At 68.9% G+C, this 18921-nt stretch carries 15 protein-coding genes; 10 read left to right on the top strand and 5 right to left on the bottom strand.

Annotated elements, in window-relative coordinates; genetic code table 11:
- The 4 genes from AB0M65_RS01525 to AB0M65_RS01510 all read right to left on the bottom strand — a co-directional run bounded on the left by AB0M65_RS01525 (window position 1) and on the right by AB0M65_RS01510 (window position 5656).
- Window positions 1-1131, bottom strand: a complete 1131-nt coding sequence (locus AB0M65_RS01525) for a lactonase family protein (RefSeq protein ID WP_364019700.1) — start codon at window positions 1129-1131, stop codon at window positions 1-3.
- Window positions 1132-1158: 27 nt separating this feature from the next.
- Complete coding sequence (locus AB0M65_RS01520; protein ID WP_364019697.1) at window positions 1159-2547, bottom strand: gluconate:H+ symporter; 1389 nt, start codon at window positions 2545-2547, stop codon at window positions 1159-1161.
- 177 nt (window positions 2548-2724) lie between these two features.
- A complete protein-coding gene (locus AB0M65_RS01515) occupies window positions 2725-4317 on the bottom strand; it encodes a D-aminoacylase (RefSeq protein ID WP_364019694.1) in 1593 nt (530 codons plus the stop codon).
- A 34-nt stretch (window positions 4318-4351) separates the two neighbouring features.
- Complete coding sequence (locus tag AB0M65_RS01510) at window positions 4352-5656, bottom strand: amino acid deaminase (RefSeq protein ID WP_364019691.1); 1305 nt, start codon at window positions 5654-5656, stop codon at window positions 4352-4354.
- A gap of 269 nt (window positions 5657-5925) precedes the next feature.
- Between AB0M65_RS01510 and AB0M65_RS01505 the strand changes: the two genes are divergently transcribed.
- From AB0M65_RS01505 to AB0M65_RS01495, 3 genes are read left to right on the top strand one after another with little or no spacing between them, the layout of a single operon-like run.
- Complete coding sequence (locus tag AB0M65_RS01505) at window positions 5926-6903, top strand: sugar kinase (RefSeq protein ID WP_364019689.1); 978 nt, start codon at window positions 5926-5928, stop codon at window positions 6901-6903.
- Window positions 6900-7664: an IclR family transcriptional regulator gene (locus AB0M65_RS01500; protein ID WP_364019686.1), complete on the top strand. Its 765-nt coding sequence runs from the start codon at window positions 6900-6902 to the stop codon at window positions 7662-7664. The genes AB0M65_RS01505 and AB0M65_RS01500 overlap by 4 nt, the downstream gene beginning before the upstream one ends.
- Complete coding sequence (locus tag AB0M65_RS01495) at window positions 7661-8044, top strand: Rid family detoxifying hydrolase (protein WP_364019683.1); 384 nt, start codon at window positions 7661-7663, stop codon at window positions 8042-8044. Before AB0M65_RS01500 ends, AB0M65_RS01495 begins: the two co-directional genes overlap by 4 nt.
- Before the next feature lie 103 nt (window positions 8045-8147).
- On the opposite strand, the gene AB0M65_RS01490 is transcribed toward AB0M65_RS01495, so the two are convergent.
- Entirely contained in the window at window positions 8148-8633 is a 486-nt protein-coding gene (locus tag AB0M65_RS01490) for an Lrp/AsnC family transcriptional regulator (RefSeq protein WP_364019680.1), read from the bottom strand.
- A gap of 121 nt (window positions 8634-8754) precedes the next feature.
- On the opposite strand from AB0M65_RS01490, the gene hppD reads away from it, so the two are divergent.
- The 7 genes from hppD (at window position 8755) to AB0M65_RS01455 (ending at window position 18790) form a co-directional block, all read left to right on the top strand.
- Window positions 8755-9954 carry a 4-hydroxyphenylpyruvate dioxygenase gene (gene hppD, locus AB0M65_RS01485; protein WP_364019677.1) on the top strand — a complete coding sequence of 400 codons (1200 nt, stop codon included), beginning with the start codon at window positions 8755-8757 and terminating at the stop codon, window positions 9952-9954.
- Window positions 9955-10207: 253 nt separating this feature from the next.
- Window positions 10208-10765: a YbaB/EbfC family nucleoid-associated protein gene (locus tag AB0M65_RS01480; RefSeq protein WP_364019674.1), complete on the top strand. Its 558-nt coding sequence runs from the start codon at window positions 10208-10210 to the stop codon at window positions 10763-10765.
- A gap of 32 nt (window positions 10766-10797) precedes the next feature.
- The gene (locus tag AB0M65_RS01475) at window positions 10798-11112 is read left to right on the top strand and encodes a type VII secretion target (RefSeq protein WP_364019671.1); all 315 of its coding nucleotides are present in this window, start codon (window positions 10798-10800) and stop codon (window positions 11110-11112) included.
- Window positions 11112-15905 carry a hypothetical protein gene (locus AB0M65_RS01470; protein WP_364019668.1) on the top strand — a complete coding sequence of 1598 codons (4794 nt, stop codon included), beginning with the start codon at window positions 11112-11114 and terminating at the stop codon, window positions 15903-15905. The genes AB0M65_RS01475 and AB0M65_RS01470 overlap by 1 nt, the downstream gene beginning before the upstream one ends.
- 36 nt (window positions 15906-15941) lie before the next feature.
- Window positions 15942-17510 carry a TNT domain-containing protein gene (locus AB0M65_RS01465; protein ID WP_364019665.1) on the top strand — a complete coding sequence of 523 codons (1569 nt, stop codon included), beginning with the start codon at window positions 15942-15944 and terminating at the stop codon, window positions 17508-17510.
- 11 nt (window positions 17511-17521) lie between these two features.
- A complete protein-coding gene (locus AB0M65_RS01460) occupies window positions 17522-18385 on the top strand; it encodes a ferredoxin (RefSeq protein ID WP_364019662.1) in 864 nt (287 codons plus the stop codon).
- 126 nt (window positions 18386-18511) lie between these two features.
- Window positions 18512-18790 carry a hypothetical protein gene (locus AB0M65_RS01455; protein ID WP_364019659.1) on the top strand — a complete coding sequence of 93 codons (279 nt, stop codon included), beginning with the start codon at window positions 18512-18514 and terminating at the stop codon, window positions 18788-18790.
- Window positions 18791-18921: the final 131 nt, after the last annotated feature.

The following is an 18921-nucleotide window of genomic DNA, read 5'->3' as shown; positions in this document are numbered from 1 at the left end:
TTATGCGAAAAAGACGGAATTGACCTGGGGGAGAGCCAGTTTCCCGGCGACGGCACCGGGAAGGCCGGTGGCGGGATCACGCGGCAGCCAGCTGAGCGTGCCGGACTTGTCGCTGGAGACGTAGAACCAGCTTTCGGTCGGATCCAGCGTGATATGCCGCGGGTATACCCCGCCGACGGGCGCGTTGTTCAGCAGCTTCAAGGACTTCCCGTCCTCGCCGACGCCGAACGACGCGATCGTGTCGGAACCACGCACCGACGCGTAGACGAACCTGCCGTCCTTGGACGCCGTGATCTCGCCCGGGTACTGCTCGCCGGGCGTGCCCGCGGGGACGGCGGAAACGACCTGTCCGGCAGCCAGTTTCCCGGTGGCCGGGTTCCACGCCGCGATGGTCACCTCGGCACGCAGTTCGCCGAGGATGTAGGCGTACTTGCCGTTCGGGTGGAACACGAGGTGCCGGGGGCCCGCGCCCGAGGGGAGCTTCAGCTGCTGGTTCAGCTTCAGCTTCCCGGTGGCGACGTCGAGTTTGTAGACGTAGACCGAATCAGCGCCGAGGTCGACCGAGAGTACCCAGTTGCCGGTGGGATCGTTGACCACCTGATGCGCGTGGGCGGCACGCTCGGCGCCCTTGTGCTGGGCCAGATCGACGACGTCGCCGAGTTTCCCGCCCGCGAGGATCGGGAGGACGACGACGCTGCCGCTGCTGTAGTTCGCGGCCAGCACGTACTTCTGGCTCGAATGGACGGTCAGATGCGTCGGGTGCTGTCCCTTGGCCGACTTCTTGTTGAGCAGCTTGGGTTTCGCGGGATCGGCAAGGCTCAGCGCGGAGATCTGACCGTTTTCGTCCTCGTTGGTCACGTACAGCGTCTTGCGGTCGGAGCTGATGTCGAACCAGGACGCGTTGCTGATCCCCGGGATCGTCCGGTCGACGACCAGCGAGTTCGTGGCGGTGTCCCGGTGAGCGACATCGAGCCCGTGCCCGGAAGTGGTGTAGCTGCTGAGGTAAATGGCTCCGGTTCCCTTCGGTCCGCAGGTCTGTTCGGAGGCGTTCGCGAGGTGGGAACCGAGAACGGTGGTGAGGCCAGCCGCTCCGACGGCGCCGAGGAAGGTGCGTCGATCGAGTCCGGTCATCGTGATCTCTCCCAGCTTTCAGGTGGTTTAAACCACTGCCATGAGCAATGCTGCCACGCCGAAACCGGAAACGGAAAGGACGGTTTCCAAGACGGTCCAGGTTTTGAGGGTCTGGGGCACGGTCATGTTGAAGTACCGCGAGATGATCCAGAACCCGCCGTCGTTCACATGCGAAGCGATGATCGAACCGGCGGAAATCGCCACGACCAGCAGTGCGAGCTGGATCTGCGAATAGCCGAGCGTCGCCACCGTCGGCGCGACGATACCGCTCGTCGTCACGATCGCGACGGTCGCCGAACCCTGCGCGATCCGCATTCCGCAACTGATCACGTACGCCGCGAGAATGACCGGGAGACCGGCGTTGTCCAGCGAACCCGCGACAGCCTTGCCGATCCCCGTGGCGGACAGCACGGCGCCGAAGAACGCGCCCGCGCCGACCACCAGCAGGATCATCGCGACCGGGCGCAGGGATTTGGCCGAAAGCTCGCTCAGATCCTTGCCGGTCAAGCCGCGGCGCAGGCCCAGCAGCCACGACGCGAGCAGCACCGAGATCGTCAGCGCGACCGCCGGGGTACCGATGAACGCGGCGACACCGGCGGGCGCGGAATTCTTCGGGAGCCAGATGCTGCCGAACGTCCCGGCGAGGATCAGCGCCAGCGGGACCGCGATGATCGCCGCCACCAGCTTGAGTGACGGCGGGTTCTCGTCCTTCTCGCCTTCGTCTTCCGCCGCCAGGAACTCAGCCGGTACGGGGACATCGATGCGCTTGCCGATCCAGGTCGAGTACGCGACGCCGCCGATCAGGAACGCCGGGATACCGCAGACCAGGCCCATCAGGATGATCCAGCCGAGTTCCACGTGCAGCAGACCCGCCGCGGCCACTGGGCCGGGGTGCGGCGGGAGGAACGCGTGCGTGATGGAAAGGCCGGCGAGCAACGGCAGCGCGTACAGCACCAGTGAACGGCCACCCTGTTTGGCGGCGACGTAGACCAGCGGCGCCAGTACGAAGATGCCGATGTCGAAGAAGACCGGGATACCGAAGACGAAACCGGCAAGGCCCATCGCCAGCGGTGCCCGCTTCTCGCCGATGGCACGCAGAAGCGCGCTGGTGAGCACTTTCGCCCCGCCGGAACGCTCCAAAATGGACCCGAGGATCGTGCCGAGGCCGATGATGGCGGCGATATGCCCGAGAATCCCGCCGAAACCCTTTTCCAGCAGAGACTCCGACGCTTTCTGCGCGGAGCCGACGATCTGGCCCACCGGCAGGCCCGCGGCCAGCGCGGTCAGCAGGCCGACCACGATCAGGGCGATGAAGGGCTCGAGTTTGACCTTGATGATGAGGAACAGCAAGACCGCGATCGAGACGGCGGCGAGGGTCAGGAGACCACCCGTCGAATGTTGGAGCCAGTCGATCATCGGGCACTCCCGGGGTTGCGCGGTGTTTGTTGGTGAACCCGCGACCGCGATCGACGTCGGCAGGACGCCGCCTGGTCGTCAAGGTCACGATGAGCGGACAGGGCGTCCTGCCACCGCGATAGCGGGGCCTTCGGCCGGGGCGGGTTCACACGTATGGTCACTTTTGTCAGATACATCTCAGCTCCGCCGACTGGCTCGCAGTGAATGGCCGGCGAGGGCGCCGGTCGGTTGACCATCGTCGATGGCGGCGACACCGTTGACGAAGACATAGGGGATACCGGCGGCCTGCTGCCGCGGTTCGTCGAACGTGGCCGTGTCGGCGACGGTTTCCGGGTCGAACAGCACGAGGTCCGCCGCGTAGCCGGCGCGGACCAGGCCGCGATCGGTCAGCCGCAGGCGTCCCGCGGCACGGCCGGTGAGGTGGGCGACGCATTCGGCGAGGTCGAGGACGCCAAGCTCGCGGACGTAGCGCGCGAGATAACGCGGGAAAGTGCCCCAAGCGCGGGGATGCGGCCGCGCGCCGACGAGAAGCCCGTCGCTGCCGCCGGTATGCGTGCGGTGGCGCATGATCGCCTGGACGTTCTCCTCGTGCCCGACGTGCATCAGGCAGGACGTGCCGAGCTTTTCCGAGAGCAGGACGTCGAAGTACAGTCCCGCGGCCGGTTTCCCGGCCCGCTGCGCCGAAGCGGCGACGGAATGCCCGACGAGGTGGGAGTTCTCGTCCCGGCGGACGCCGTTGATCTCGATGGCCTCCCAGTCGATCGGCACGCCGTGGGCGCCGTCGGAACCGGTTTCCTCGATCTCGGCACGGATCCGCTCGCGGATATCCATATCGGACAGACGAGCGAGTGTCGCGTCGAGTCCGCCTTCGGTCGACCAGCTGGGGAGCAGGGCCGAAAGGTAAGTGGCGCCGGGGAGATAGGGATAGGTATCGAGCGTGATGTCGCAGCCGTCGTCGAGCGCTTGGTCGAGCAGTTCGAGCAGCTGAGGTGCCTTGCCTTTGTTCACCGAGAAGTTCATCGTGGCGTGCGCCAGATGCAGCGGGCAGCCCGAACGCCGGGAGACGTCGACCATCTCGCCGAAGGCTTCGAGCGCACCCTTGCCGTAACTGCGGTGATGCGGGCTGTAGAAACCGCCGCCTTCAGCGACGACCCGGCACAGATCGACGAGTTCCTCGGTGGTCGCGTACATGCCCGGCGTGTAGGTGAGGCCGGACGACATGCCCATCGCGCCCTCGGCCAGCCCGGTCGCGATCAGTTCCTTCATCGCGATCATCTCGGCCTCGGTCGCGGGCCGGTCGTCCCAGCCGACGGTGAGCATCCGGACGGTGCCCTGCGGCACCAGGTACGCCGCGTTGACCGCGATCCCCGCGTCGAGCCGATCGAGGTATTCGCCCACCGAACGCCAGTTCCAGTCGAATCCGGCGGGATCGTCGTTCCATCCGGCGAGTTGCTGGCGCAGCGCCGCGAGGACGTCGTCGTCGACCGGCGCGTAGGAGAGCCCGTCCTGTCCGAGAACCTCGGTCGTGACGCCCTGCGAGAGCTTCGCGAGGTGGTCCGGGTTCGCGAGCAGCTGGAGGTCGGAATGCGAATGCATGTCGATGAACCCGGGCGCGAGCACGAGTCCTTCTGCGTCGATGGTGCGGCGGCCCGCGAGCGAGCCCGGTTCGGCGACACTGGCGATCCGGCCGTCGGTGATGCCCACGTCGTGCCTGGTGAGCGGATCACCGGTGCCGTCGGCGACCAGTGCGGAGCGGACAACGATGTCCATGGTGATTCTTCCTCTGCGGCGAGTGGAGGACGGATCAGAAATGGGTGCGGACGAAATCGAGCACGGTCTCGCCGTCGGGGCCGACGACCGGGATGAGGGGCCACTTGTCGAAGACGGTGCACGGATGCGACAGGCCGAGTGCGATCCAGTCGCCGACCTCGACCGGTGACCCCGGCGGCAGCGTGAGGAAGGTGTGCTGGTCGTTCATCTTCTGGATGGAGTGGCCTTCGAGTGCGCTCGGCGGTCCGTCGCCCTTGCGGATCAGCCGGGGCTCGGGCATGCCTTCGTCGAAGGAGGCGTCCCGTTTGCCGATGGTGAGCAGCGCGAGTTCGTCCGTCGGCTTCGACGTCACCTGCGCCCAGGCACGCAGCGCGGGACGGAACGAGTCGACGCCGCCGATGCGCGGGTGTTCCCCGAGCGGGGAGATCACGCGGTAGAAGCCGTCGTCGTGGGTCACGTAGGCACCGCTGCGGAGGATCGGCAGGACGTCGAGGTCGCCCCAGTCCTTGGTGAGCTCGTCGGCGACGCGGTCGAAGTAGGCGCTGCCGCCACCGGTGACGAGGATCTGCCCGGCGTCGTCGAGCAGCCCCTTCGCGGCGAACGCGAAGATCAGCTCGCGCAGACCGTCCACATAGGAACTGATCAGCTGGAGCGACTTTTCGTCGGTGTGGTGGGAAAGCGCACCCTCGTAGCCACCGGACCCACGCAGTCGCAGGGCCGGGCTCGCGTGGGCGGCTTCGGCGACGGCGAGCGCGGTCTCGGTGTCGCGGACCCCCGTGCGCCCACCTTCGGCGCCCAGTTCGACGAGCACGTCCACCTGACGGCGGGCGCCACGAAGGGCTTCGGTCATCAGCTCGACGCCGCGGACCGAGTCGACCCAGCAGACGAACTCGAAGCCGTCGTCCGCGTCCAGCTCCCGCGAGAGCCACTTCAGACCGGACGGGTCGATCAGCTGGTTCGCCAGCAGGATCCGGGAAACCCCGAACGCCCGGTAGATACGCAGATGTCCGGCGTTCGCGCAGGTGATGCCCCAGGAACCGTGCTGGAGCTGCCGCTCGAACAGCTGCGGCGCCATCGTCGTCTTGCCGTGCGGCGCGAGGGCGATACCGCGCTCGGCGCACCAGCCGGCCATCGTGCGGAGATTGTGCTCGACGGCTTCGTCGTCGAGCACCACGAACGGGCCGAGGAAGCCGTCTTCGAACAGCTTCGCCCCGCGTGCGGCGGCTTCGCCGATCGTGAGTCCGGACAGCGAGGGCGCCACCGAGCGGAAGCGCCAGTCGACGCGCTCCTCCCGGACGGCCGCGACCGCGGCGGAATCGATGGTGCCGGCTTCGAACATGAGGTCCACCTCGGTTGCGTATGTTGCAACGGACGTTGCGCATATTGCGTGGGATAGGTGTAGCATCCGGTCCGCTAGAGGTCAACGGGGTGACGACGAGGAGACGCGGAAGTGACAGGTGAGCCTTGGCCGCCCGGGAATCTTTTGATCTTTTGGGGTCGCGCCCTTTTGGCCGGAGGCCCCGCTATCGCGATGGCAGGGCGCTTTCCAGCCGTGAGGCGCCATGATTTTGCGACGCGCGCCCTGGCAGCGGGATGGCGGTTGGCGCGATGAAAAGCACTGACGTTATGTGCATCGGGGAGTCGATGGCCTTGTTCGTACCGGCCGAATCAGGGCCGCCGGACGAGGTACGGAACTGGGTACGGACCATCGGGGGAGCCGAATCGAACGTCGCCTGCCACCTCCCCGCGCTGGGATTCGCCAGCGCGTGGGTGAGCGCCGTCGGCGACGATCCGTTCGGTCGCGCGCTGGTGCGCGAGATCGCCGACGCGGGGGTGGACGTCAGCGCGGTGCTGGTCGATCCGGCCCGCCCGACCGGGCTCTACATCAAGGAAAGCGGCGCACATGGAAGCCCGGTGCGTTACTACCGCAAGGGGTCCGCCGCGTCCGGGATGGACGCCGGGCTGCTGGGGAAGCTCGATCTCGACGGGGTCCGGGTGATCCACCTGTCCGGGATCACCCCCGCGTTGTCCGACGGCTGCCTCGACCTGGTGCGGGCGCTGCTGGAACGGCCGCGCGGGGACACGCTGGTGTCGTTCGACGTGAACTTCCGGCCCGCGCTGTGGACCGATCGGGATCCGTCGGTGCTGGCCGGACTCGCCGCCCGCGCCGACATCGTGCTCGCCGGGGACGACGAAGCCGAACGGGTGTGGGGGACCGGTGACCCGGAGCGGCTGCGTGCCGCGGTGCCTGGGCCGAAGACGCTGGTGGTGAAGCACGGGGAGCGTGGTGCGACGCTCGTCGAGGGAGACGCTCCGCCGCTGTTCGCGCCCGCGTTGCGGGTCGACGTCGTGGAGCCGGTGGGTGCCGGAGACGCTTTCGCGGCCGGTTTCCTCGCCGCCACGTTGCGCGGCGACGCTCCCGCGACCCGGCTCCGGCGCGGTCACCTGCAGGCCGCCGCCACGCTGCTGACCCACGACGACGTGGGGACGCCACTGCCCGAAGCCGTCGTCGAAGCGCTGATCGGCGCGGATGAGGCAGCATGGGCGGCGGCGAGACTGACGGACAAGGGATTGGTGAGCGGATGAGCCAGAGCTTGGACAGGGCGCTCACCCTGCTGGGCGGACTAGCCCGCGAGGCGAAGACGCTGGATCAGCTCGCCGAGGAGATCGGCGTGCACAAGTCGACCGTGCTGCGCTTGCTGCGGACGCTGGAGTCACACCATTTCGTACGCCGCGAGGGGCAGCGGCACTACCGGCTGGGCAGTGCCCTCTTCGACCTCGCGCAGCAGGCGCTGGAAGACCGCGACGTCCGCCGCAGCGCGCAGTCCGCGCTGGCCGCGCTCAACGTGCGTACCGGGCACACCGTGCACCTCGCGTCCTATGAGGACGGTGAGGTCGTCTACATCGACAAGTTCGAGGGCAGGCATTCGGTGCGGATGTACTCCCGTATCGGCAAACGCGCGCCACTGCACTGCACCGCCGTCGGCAAGGTGCTCGTCGCGGCGATGACACCGGAGAAACGCGCCGACGTGGTCTCGCGAATCGATTTCTTCGTGCGCACGCCGAATACGATCATCACGCCGCAGGCGTACGAGACAGAATTGGATCTCGTCGCCGACCGGGGTTACGCGGTGGACAACGCCGAGCACGAGGACTTCATTCACTGCGTCGCCGCGCCGGTCCGCGGACCGGGCGGGGTGGTGCTCGCCGCCGTGTCGATGTCGGTGCCGAAGGTACTGCTCGACTACGACGGCCTGATGGGGCTCGTGCCAGAACTGGTCGCCGCGGCCGAAGAAGCTTCCGTCCACAGTGGATGGACGGGGAACCGAAAGGGGAAGTCGGAATGAGCAAGACCGCGATCAGCACGGAGAACGCGCCGCAGCCGGTGGCCGCGTTCTCACAGGCGGTCCGCAAGGGCAACATCCTGCAGGTGGCAGGCCAGGTCGCCTTCGACCCGGCCACCGGCGCCATCGTCGGCGAGACCGTCGGTGAGCAGACGGAGCAGACCTTCAAGAACATCGAAGCGGTGCTCGAAGCCGCCGGTTCGAGCCTTGCCGACGCGATGATGGTGCGCGTGTACCTGACCGACGTCGACCACTTCGGCGCGTTCAACGAGGTCTACAACAAGCTGATCGGCGAAGCGCCGCACCCGGCCCGCACCACCGTGTACGTCGGCCTGCCCGCCGGCCTGCTGGTGGAGATCGACGTCCTGGCCGTGGTGGGCTGATCCCGCGCGTGTCATGAGGGGTCCCCATAGGACACTTTTCGTCCTATGGGGACCCCTCATGACACTTGACGGAACCGAGAGAGCAGCCGCGCGCGGAGCACCGCTACTCCCCCGCCCGACTCCGCGCCAGCCGCTCCAGCAGCGGTCGCACACGCGGCGGAACCGGGGTCGACAACGCGATCGACGTCGACGTCCGCCGCACGTACGGCGCCCCGACCACCTCGTCGACCACACGCTGAAGGTCGTCGTTGTCACGCGCCACCATCCGCACGAAGAGATCGCCCTGGCCGGTCGTCGCGTAGACCTCGCACACCTCGTCGATCGCGGACAGCGCCTCCGCGACCTCGGCCCGGCGGCCCTGCGCGATCTCCAGAACGGCGAACGCGGTGAGGCCGTAGCCCATCGCCGCGAGGTCGAGTTCGGGCGGGAAGCCGCCGAGGATCCCGCGTTCGGTCAGCCGGTCCAGCCGGGCCTGCACGGTGCCCCGCGCGACGCCGAGTCGACGGGCGCATTCAAGCACGCCGAGCCGGGGCGAGTCGGTGAGCAACAGCAACAGTCGCGCGTCCAGCGCGTCGAGCATTTCCGGCACGGTCGCCGCCTCCTGCGCAGGTTGTCCGCTGTGACGGCGTCACTCCCGCCATCACTGGGCATAGTGTGCAGCAAAATCTTTGACCATTGCACATTTTGTCCCGCGCTCGGATGCTTCAGTCATGACGCACACAGTGGAACCCCAAGGTGCTCTTGACGACGTGAGCTACGACCAGCTGCGTCAGCTCGTCGGGCTCGTCGACCACGACTCTTCGACCGACCCCTTCCCGGTGAAGTCGATGGACGCGGTGGTGTTCATCGCGGGCAACGCCACGCAGACCGCGTGGTTCTACCAGGTCGCGTTCGGCATGCGGCTGATCGCGTATTCCGGCCCCGAAACCGGGAACTTCGAGCGCAAGTCGTTCGTGCTGAAGTCCGGCTCGGCCCGTTTCGTGATCACCGGTGGCGTCAAGCCCGGCTCCGAGCTGCTCGACCACCACCGCCGTCACGGCGACGGCGTCATCGACCTCGCCCTCGAGGTCGCCGACGTCGACAAGTGCATTGCCCACGCCCGCGAGCAGGGCGCCACCGTCCTCGAAGAGCCGCACGACGTCTCCGACGAGCACGGCACCGTCCGGATCGCCGCGATCGCGACCTACGGCGAGACCCGCCACACGCTGATCGATCGGTCGAGGTACACGGGCGTCTACCTGCCTGGCTACGAGCCGCGCGAGAGCAAGATCGTCCGCCCCGCGGGCGCGCCGAAGCGGCTGTTCCAGGCCGTCGACCACTGCGTCGGCAACGTCGAGCTCGGCAAGATGGACTACTGGGTCAACTGGTACCACCGTGTCATGGGCTTCGTGAACATGGCGGAGTTCGTCGGCGACGACATCGCGACCGAGTACTCGGCGCTGATGAGCAAGGTGGTCTCCAACGGCAACCACCGCGTCAAGTTCCCCCTCAACGAGCCGGCGATCGCGAAGAAGAAGTCGCAGATCGACGAGTACCTCGAGTTCTACGGCGGCGCGGGCTGCCAGCACATCGCGCTGGCCACCAACGACATCGTCGCGACGGTGACCGCGATGCGCGCGGCGGGCGTCGAGTTCCTCGACACCCCGGACTCCTACTACGACGACCCGGCACTGCGTGCGCGCATCGGCGAGGTCCGGGTGCCGATCGAGAAGCTGAAGGAGCACCGCATCCTGGTCGACCGTGACGAGGACGGCTACCTGCTGCAGATCTTCACCAAGCCGATCGGCGACCGTCCGACGGTGTTCTACGAGCTCATCGAGCGCCACGGCTCGCTGGGCTTCGGCAAGGGCAACTTCAAGGCCCTGTTCCAGGCCATCGAGCGGGAGCAGGAGCGTCGAGGCAATCTTTAACGGCGAGGCGCCATCGATCCAGCGTCGAGGCAACCTCTGACCCCGGCAGTTCGCAGGGCGTGAAAGGGCTCTTCATCGCACTTTGTGCGGTGAGGGGCCCTTTCGCTACGTGAGCGGCCCGACTTTGTCGGCCCGGGGTGGTACACCGGATGAGCACTAGGCTGTCTGACGAATCTTCCGGTTCACCGGAACCGGTGGCGTCTTCGAGCCGTCAGTGTGAAGACGTCAGCACGCAGTAGGTGGAAGGGCCCCGATGCCGGACAACGTCGACGCCAGCGAACAGATGGTGGACAACTGGACGAAGCAGATCCAGGAGACCGCCGCGCGTTATCAGGCGATGGCCGCCCGGATGCAGGGCCAGACCGTGACAGAGCGGTCGAAGGACAACAACATCGAGGTCACCGTCGACTCGAAGGGGCTGCTCACCAACCTCGTCATCGCCGAAGCCGCGAGCGGCAAACGGATGGCCGAGGTCTCGGCGCAGGTCATGCGGCTCGTACAGCTCGCGCAGTCACGGATCCCGGAACTGCTGCAGCAGGCGATGGCCGAGACGGTCGGCACCACCGACGAGACGGCGGGCCGCGTGATCGCGGAAGCGCAGAGCACCTTCCCCGAGGCACCGCCGGAGGAGGAGCCCGCCCAGGCGGAACCCGAGCGGCACCACCGCTTCGGCCCCGACGAGGAAGATCCTCCGTCGCCGCCCGCGTCGGGTTCGGCGCCGTCCGCCCCGCCGCAGCCGAAGCCGATCCCGCGGCGCCGCCGCCCGCAGGACGACGACGAGGACGACTTCGGCGGCAGCATCCTTTCTTAGACGTTCATCCGGCCTGGTAGAGGGGAGAAACCATGGCAGGCAAGGGTTACGAGCTCGGCTCCGACCTCGACGCGCACGCCAAGCAGGTCGACGGCATCGCCGACGGTCTGCGCACCGCTGTCGACGCCGCGCAGCAGGTGAGCATGCCGACCGACGCGTACGGCATCATCTGCCAGCCGTTCCGGATGATGCTCGACCCGGTCGAAGAGTTCGGCATCAACGCGCTGAACAAGGCCGTCGAGGCCGCGACAGCGGTGGCGAACAACGTGCGGTCGGCGTCCAACGCCTATCAGACGCAGGACGAGAACTTCGCCGCCGAGTTCAAGAACGCGAAGGTGCCTGACTGATGCCCGAGGGGAATCCGCTCGTCGCGAAGGCGCCGACGGACGGCGACGGCCCGGGGCCGCTGACAGCCGGGAACAGCGAATACGGTTACGCCGCGGGTATCGGTGTCGCCGAGTCGGCCATGGACGCCTTCAACGGCATCTCGAACGGCGACTGGATCGGCGGCGGGCTCGGGGTGCTGAGCCTCGCGGGCGAGCTGGCCAGCGCCGCGATCGACCCGTTCGGCTATCTGATGTCGTCGGTGGCGTCGTTCCTGATGGAGCATATGCAGCCGCTGAAGGACATGCTGGACGCGGTCGCGGGCGACCCGCCGGTCATCCAGTCGTACTCCGAGACCTGGGGCAACGTCGCGAAGAAACTGGAAGACACCAAGGTCGAGCTGACGAACACGGTCAAGAACGGCACTTCCGGCTGGACCGGCGAGGCCGCCGATCAGTACCGCAAGCAGGCCGCGGAGCAGGCGGAAGCGATCAGCGGGGCGGCGACGGTCGCGGGTGGGATCAGCACCGTCGTGATGATCTTCGGCGAGATCGTCGCCTTCGTCCGCGAGTTCATCCGCCAGCTGATCGCGGACGCGGTCGGCAAGCTCATCGCGTGGGTCATGGAGACGGTGTTCTCCCTCGGCTTCGGCACACCCATCGTGGTCGCGCAGGCCGTCACCGCGATCGCCAAGTGGGCCGCGAAGATCGCCGACAAGCTCAAGGAACTGTGCGACGCGATGCGGCGGGTCTCGCCGCTGCTCGGCAAACTGGTCGACGTCTTCGAAAAGATCATCAAGATCTTCGGCAAGATCGCCGGGAAGGTCACCGGGCTCGACGCGCTCAACCCCAAGAACATCAAGCCGGGCGGATTCGCCCACCGCGGTGGCCGCGGCGGGTCCGGCGGGCCCGACGGAGGCGGCTCGGGCTCCGGGGACGGCCCGGACGGCGACGGTTCCGGCCGCGGTTCCGGCGACGGTGACTCGGGTGGCTCCGGCGACGGGTCCAACGGTTCGGATGGCTCCGGCGGCTCCGGAAATTCCAACGGCTCAAACGGCTCGAACGGCTCAGACGGCGACTCGGGTGGTTCGGGCGACTCCGGCCGCTCCGGCGACGGCTCCGGTGATTCCGGATCGAATGGCTCGAACGGCTCCGACGGCGATTCCGGCGGATCGCGCTCCGGTGATTCCAGCTCCGAAACCCCGTCGGGCACCACCACCACCCGAGGCGGCGACGGCGGCGGCTCACCGTCCACAAGGGACGGCGGTGGCGCACCCAGCCGTACCGGCGACGGCGACTCACCGTCCACTTCGGACGGGAAACTCGGCAGCGCACCGGACGGCGGCGGCTCGTCACCGCGTTCCGATGGCGGTTCCCCCGGCGATGGCGGCTCTCCGAGTTCCGCCCGCACCGACACCGGCGGCCCGGCAACACACACCCGGTCCGACGGCGGTTCTCCCGGCCACACCGGCGATTCCGGCACCCCGAACCACGCACCCGACGGCGGCTCCCCGAGCCCGAACCGCGCGGACACCGGCACCGCACCGCACACCCGGACCGACACCAGCGGCTCGCCCAGCCACGCACCCGACAGCTCACCCACCCCGGCACCACACACCCGCGCGGACACCGGCGGCTCCCCGAGCCACGCGTCCGACAGCGGCTCCCCCAGCCCGAACCGCGCGGACGGCGGCACCGCACCGCACACCCGGACCGACACCAGCGGCTCCCCCAGCCACGCACCCGACAGCTCACCCACCCCAGCACCGCACACCCGCGCGGACACCGGCGGCTCCCCGAGCCACGCGGGCGACGGCGGCGGCTCGCCCCGGACGCACGGCGGTGACGGCGGCGGCTCGCCGACACCGCGTTCCGACCCGTCGCCCGGCCACCACGGCGGCAACGACGGCGCCGTCCCCACCCGGCCGACCGACAGCGGCACGACGACCAGCGGATCGGCACCCACGGCACCGCGGCTCGGTGACGCCGGTCCGTCGCACGTCCCGTCGCAGCGTGGCGGTACCGGCGGCGACGCCTCACCGTCCGGCGTCCCGCCGCAGGGTCAGCCGGTCGCGGGCGGGATGCCGCCCCAAGGCGGTCCGGGCGGTACTCCCGGCGGCACCCCGGGTTCGCCCGGTGGCAGGCCGCCGGGTGGCGGCTGGACGGGCACGCCCGGTTCGCCGCGTACCCCGGACACACACGCCCCGCGCACTCCCGACACCCACACCGGTCCGAGCCGCGGTCCCGGCCAGACCGGACCCGGCGGGCGGCCGAACCAGCCGCATCAGCCACCACCGGTGGCCCGTGGCAACGACTTCGGCCCCGTTGCGCAGCCGCACACCGGCACGCCGGGACCCGCTACGCACGGCCCCGGCAACCGGCCCGGCGGCACGGGCCCCGGCAACACCGGGCCCGGCGGCCGCGGACCGGGTGGTCATTCTTCTCCGCCGCGTTCGCCGGACGGGCACGGTCCCGACGGGCACGGTCCCGACGGGCACACCCCGCGCCAGGACCCCGACGGTCACCACGAGAACAGTCCGCACGATCGCGGCCCCGACGGAGAGCCCGACCGTCCGCTGACCCCGGACGAGGTCAACCAGCGGCATTCCGAAGGCACGCCCGCGGGGAGCTCGTACCACCGCGGGGACGGTGACATGGGTGACCTTCCGCACCGGGTCCTGCCGGATCCGAACGGCCACCACACGGTCGACGTGCACGTGACCCCGGACGGGTACGCCCGCATCGGCAACCGCCTGTACACCCCCGAGGAGTTCGCGGAAATCCTGCGCCGCAACGCCGATTACGACGGCCGCCCGATCAGGCTGATCGGCTGCGACGCGGGCTCGAACGACTTCGCACGCCGTCTTTCGCGGGAACTCGACACCGAGGTCATGGCGCCGAGCAGGCCGGCGTGGACCGACTCGAACGGGCGCGTCTTCTCGTCCGACTACGAGATCGGCCCCGACGGCCATCCGCGCCCGAAGATCCCGCCGAACGGCGAATGGGACGTCCACAGCCCCGACGGCACCACCCGCCGGGCGAGCGACGACGGCTTCACGCCGGACACCCCTGAAGCGGGTAAGCGCGACGTGGACGTCGAGAGCGCCCGCAGCCGTGGTGACGGCGACGACGACACCACTCCGCGCCGCGACCAGCCGCCGTCGAGCGCGGATCCCGACAACGTGCCGCGGCGGCCGGAACTGCCGCCCGGCCAAGATCCCGACATCCCGCGGGACCGGAACCCGGATTCGGTACAGCAGGAACGCGATCTGCTCGACACGAACCGTCAGCAGGCCATCCACCGCAATCCGCATCACCAGGCCGATTTCGACCCGCCGACGCAGCACGCCACGCCGGAGCGGATCGGCGGGCCGGACCCGGACAGCAGGGTGCGCCCGCCGGAGCCCGGCGAACGCTTCCCCAACGGCCGGGACCTCGACGGTCCCCGGTCGTACGAAGTGTTCGACAGCAACGGGAACAGGCGCGGCATCTACCACGTGGACGGGAACGGCGACGTCACGCACATCGACACGCACCACCCGAACACGCAGCCGCGGATCAAGGTGGAGACGGACGCCGGCGTCGTGTACCACCCGAACCCGAACTACCACCCGAATCCCGATGTCGCGAATCCCCATCCGAACACGACGTACCGGGTCGAGGTCGACGGCGAGCACCAGACCTTCAGGACTGACGAACACGGCAACTCGCATCCGTCGATCCAGTACCACCGGCCCGACTTCGAGGGCGACACGGTCCCGGTCGGCCGCACCCACGAGCACGCTCCGGGACCGAAGGATTCCTTCGCGAGCGGTGGCCCCTATGCGCCGCACACCCGGTACGAGGTGACGGACACGGCGGGGGTGCACCGCGGCACCTTCTACACCGACGCCGGCGGACATGTCCGCTGGGCGGACGTCGACTCCGGCCGGATGGCGCGCACCAACCCGGACATCGACGCGAACCGGAAGTACAAGGTCGGCGAGGGTGATCCCATCGTCCGCCAGCGGCTCGACCCGAAAGCCGAGATCCCGCACGGGGCGAGGGACGCGGAGCGGTTCCGCGGCAACCAGCAGGTGGACGTCACCCTCAAACGGGGCGAGTCGTTCCTCGACAGCCTGCCAAGGGACGCCAACAATCGGCCGGTTCTCGAGCCGAACAAGAAGTACGTGATCACCAGTGAATACCGGAATCCCGGGCGCGAGACGCACACGCGCTCGATCTACTGGACCGACGCGAACGGCAACGTGGTCGTGGAGACCTTCCGGCCGTCGAGTCCCGACCTCAACAACCCGGCGCCGAACATGGTCTACAACGTCGACGGCGGACGGTTCGTCTATCACACCGGGCCCGGGCCCGAGGTCGACGGCATCGACGGCGTCGACACCGTGCGCGGCCGGGCGAACGATCTGCGGTTGCAGGAGGACGGCGCGGCGCCGAACCGGGATACCTCGGCGCAGTCGGAGTCGAACAAGCAGGCCACCGGGCAGCCGGGGAGCTACGACGGCGGCCATATCTTCGGCAAGCAGTTCGACAGCCCTGGTGAGCTGCTGAACATGATGGCCCAGTGGCGGCCGCAGAATCAGGGTCGGGTCCTCGCCGGACCGGATCACTGGCACGCCTTCGAAGCCGACCTCGCCGGGTTCCTGGAGAGGGGCGCCGGAAGGCACCGGATCGAAGGAATGGACGTCTTCCCGATCCGGGACGGTGGCCAGGTGCCGACCTCGATCCAAGTACGCTGGACCGAGATCGACGCGGACGGTAACCGCAGCGTCCATCTGCGCAGCTTCCCGAACAACCCCCCGGCGAGGCCGTGATGCACGCTGTCGCACCGGCAGAAAGGACCCGCACCCATGCCCCGTGACGCCGAAGAACTCCAGCAGCTGAAGTACGACATGGTGTACGCGCTGTCGGACGCGGCACCCGAGGGCTGGCGCCGGATCGATCTGCTCTGCCGCGCCAACATCGGCGTGCAGGACTTCACCATCACCGTGCTGATGGGCGACGGCGGCTACGCGACCATCGACGTACCGCAGGAAGCCGCGCGGATCGCCGTCCGGATGCGTGAGCTGTTCTACGAGGACGGCGAAGGCACCTGGTTCTCGATGCGGTTCATCGTCGACCCGCCGACCCGGTTCCGGGTCATCCACAATCTCGAATGGGATCCGCGGTGGGCGCCGTCGATCGATCCACTCGGCTGGGTACAGGATCTGGAGGCGTTCCCCCGGGATCCCGAGCACATTCCGGGCTGGCTGCGCGAAAAACTCGCCGAGGCCGGGCATCCGGTGGCCGCGCCGCCGGAAGCGGAACGCACCGGGCCGCTCGACGCCGACGAACAGAACGAACTCTGGGTGCGGCTCGTCAACGCCGTCGCACTGGCCGTTCCGACGGACTGGGCGCAGGTCATGCTGACCTACCGCGTGATCGGCGAGTACACCGAGCTTCCGGTGATGGTCCGCCGCGAGTCCGACGGCGGCCTCCAGCTGTGGGATCTGCCGGAGCAGGTCCCCGGTCTGCTGGCCGAGTTGCGAGCCGGGATGTACCGGCCCGGCCGCGGCACCTGGTTCCAGGCCGTCGCCCACGTGCCGCACGACATGAGCATCGAGTACGAGTACACCTGGGACGATCAGCCCGCGTGGGACGGTGAGCCGCCCGCCGCGTCGTTCGCCGCGGAGCTGGCCGCCTTCCCGCGCGACGCGAAGATGATCCCGGACTGGCTGAACGAACGCCTCGGCACCTCGGGCACAGCCGTTCCCGGTGAGCAGGCCGATCCCGAAACCGCCGCCAAGGAAGCTCTCGGCACGGCAGCGGACGCGGCGGCCGAGCTGGAACTGGACCCGTCCCGGTACAGCGTCGGAGAAACCGCCGACGGCGCCTGGTGCCTCGTGGCCGAGGACGGCCGCTGGGCGGTGTTCCAGGCCCAGGGCACCGAACGCGGCGAAGAGGCCGTTTTCGACACGGCGCGGAAGGCCGTCCGGTACTTCGTCGGGTATCTGTACCTGAACCAGGCCGCCCTCCGCGGCGAGCTGCCGCCGGACGCCAAGCGGCCGACCGAGGACTGGCCGATCCAGCCGGTCGGCGGTGACGTAGGCCTGCAGCTCTACGGCGGGAAGCGGATCGTGACGCTGCCGCCGGGTACCGAGATGGACCGCTATGGCCGTCCGGACGGCAACACGCTCTACGCGGCGCGGACCGAGTTCACCCACCGGTCGCAGCCTGCCGAGGAGCAGCGGTTCGAATACCACGTCTACCGGACGGTCCGGCCGGTGCGCGCGATCGTCGGTTCGCCGATCGCCTGGTACGACCAGGCGGGCGGCGGTACGGCGTATGTCCTCGAACGGTCGATCGCGGAGCTGCTCGCCGACGGCTCCCTCGTGGAGATCCCGCAGGCGACCACGCAGCCTCCGCCGCCGCAGGCCTGAGGGAACGGCCGATGACCACACCAGGGCAGCTCACCCCGGAGCAGCAACAGCAGATCGTCGCCCAGATCGGCAACGGGCTGGCCTCGATGGCCACGCCGGGCTGGCGGCGGCTGCGGACCGAGTACCGGGCCGTCGGCAGGCACCTCGAAACCGACGTGCTCATCACCGGCCCCGACGGCGTGACGCGGTCCGTGGCGCCGCCGCCGGAACTGGTCCAGCTCCTCGGGACGCTGCGGGCCGGGATGTACCAGCCCGGCCAGGGCACCTGGCTCGGGGCGTCGCTGACCTTCGACACCGTGCAGGGCACGTCCGTCGAGTTCGCGGTCGAGCAGGAGCCGTCGTGGCGGCGCACGCCACCGCCGATCGGTTTCCAGGACGAACTCCGGTTTTTCCCGAGGGCCGAGCAGAACATCCCGCCGTGGCTGCGGCAGCGGGCGGGTATGGAGCCCACCACACAGCCTGCCGAGCCGTTGGTGGCCACCCCGCCCGCCGAAGCACCGGAAGGGCTGCGCTCGGCGCGCGTCTACGACGGTCTCGACGAGTCGGGCCGCCCGGTGGTGAACCGCGAAGCGCTGTCCCCGGCCGAACGGGACCGCGTGCTGGCGTACCTCGACGGCGCGCCGGTCGTGCTGGCGTCGCGGACCTACGACGCCGACGCGTTCGCTCCCGACCGGGAACCGTCGGTGCCGCTGAACTTCCGCACGGACGGCCGGTGGTACTGGCCGGGCGCCGTCGCCTACTACCTGCGCGAGCACGACGTGGCGCCCGATCCCGGGCTGCTCACTCACATCCGGGCGCTGGCGTTCACCCTGCCGGAGGTCGGCGAGCCCGAACGCGAACTCGCGGTCGCCGCCATCACCGGCGGGCAGCGGTGAACCTTTCGAAGGTCTCTCACGTATTCACAGGGAGCGGGGATGATGTCACCTGACGAATACGTCACGTGACAAGTTCACCATCCGGGTACTCTTGGCGTCGGCGGCGAAAGTGACCAGGGAGCGCGCATGGCACGGGGGAACATCGGCAGGGTCCGGGCGACCCGCTCCGCCGGGGTGCTCCCGGTCGTGCTGGCCATCACCTCGGCCGCCCTGCTGACCGGCGCCGCCGTCTACACGGTCGACCGCGCCGGCTGCGTGGACCCGGGTCAGTACATCCGGCACGACAACCACATCGAGCTCGTCGGCGGCTGCGTCGACGGCTCCGAACTACCCGCGGCGCCGCGAGGGACTTCGCACGAGGCCGACGCGAAGCCCGGCGTACAGCCTAGCAACTTCCGCCCGTAGACGGGCGATTCTTCCCCCCTGCACCGCGCTGACCAGCACGAAGAGAGCAAGGGACCTTTGCTGCTACTTTCCAAAAGAAAGTAGCAGCAAAGGTCCCTTGCTCTCTTTTCTGGGCCAGGCGGCGGTCAGCC

The organism is Amycolatopsis sp. NPDC051071 (assembly GCF_040682875.1).
GTDB lineage: Bacteria > Actinomycetota > Actinomycetes > Mycobacteriales > Pseudonocardiaceae > Amycolatopsis.
This window is presented reverse-complemented; position numbering and strand designations above follow the sequence as displayed.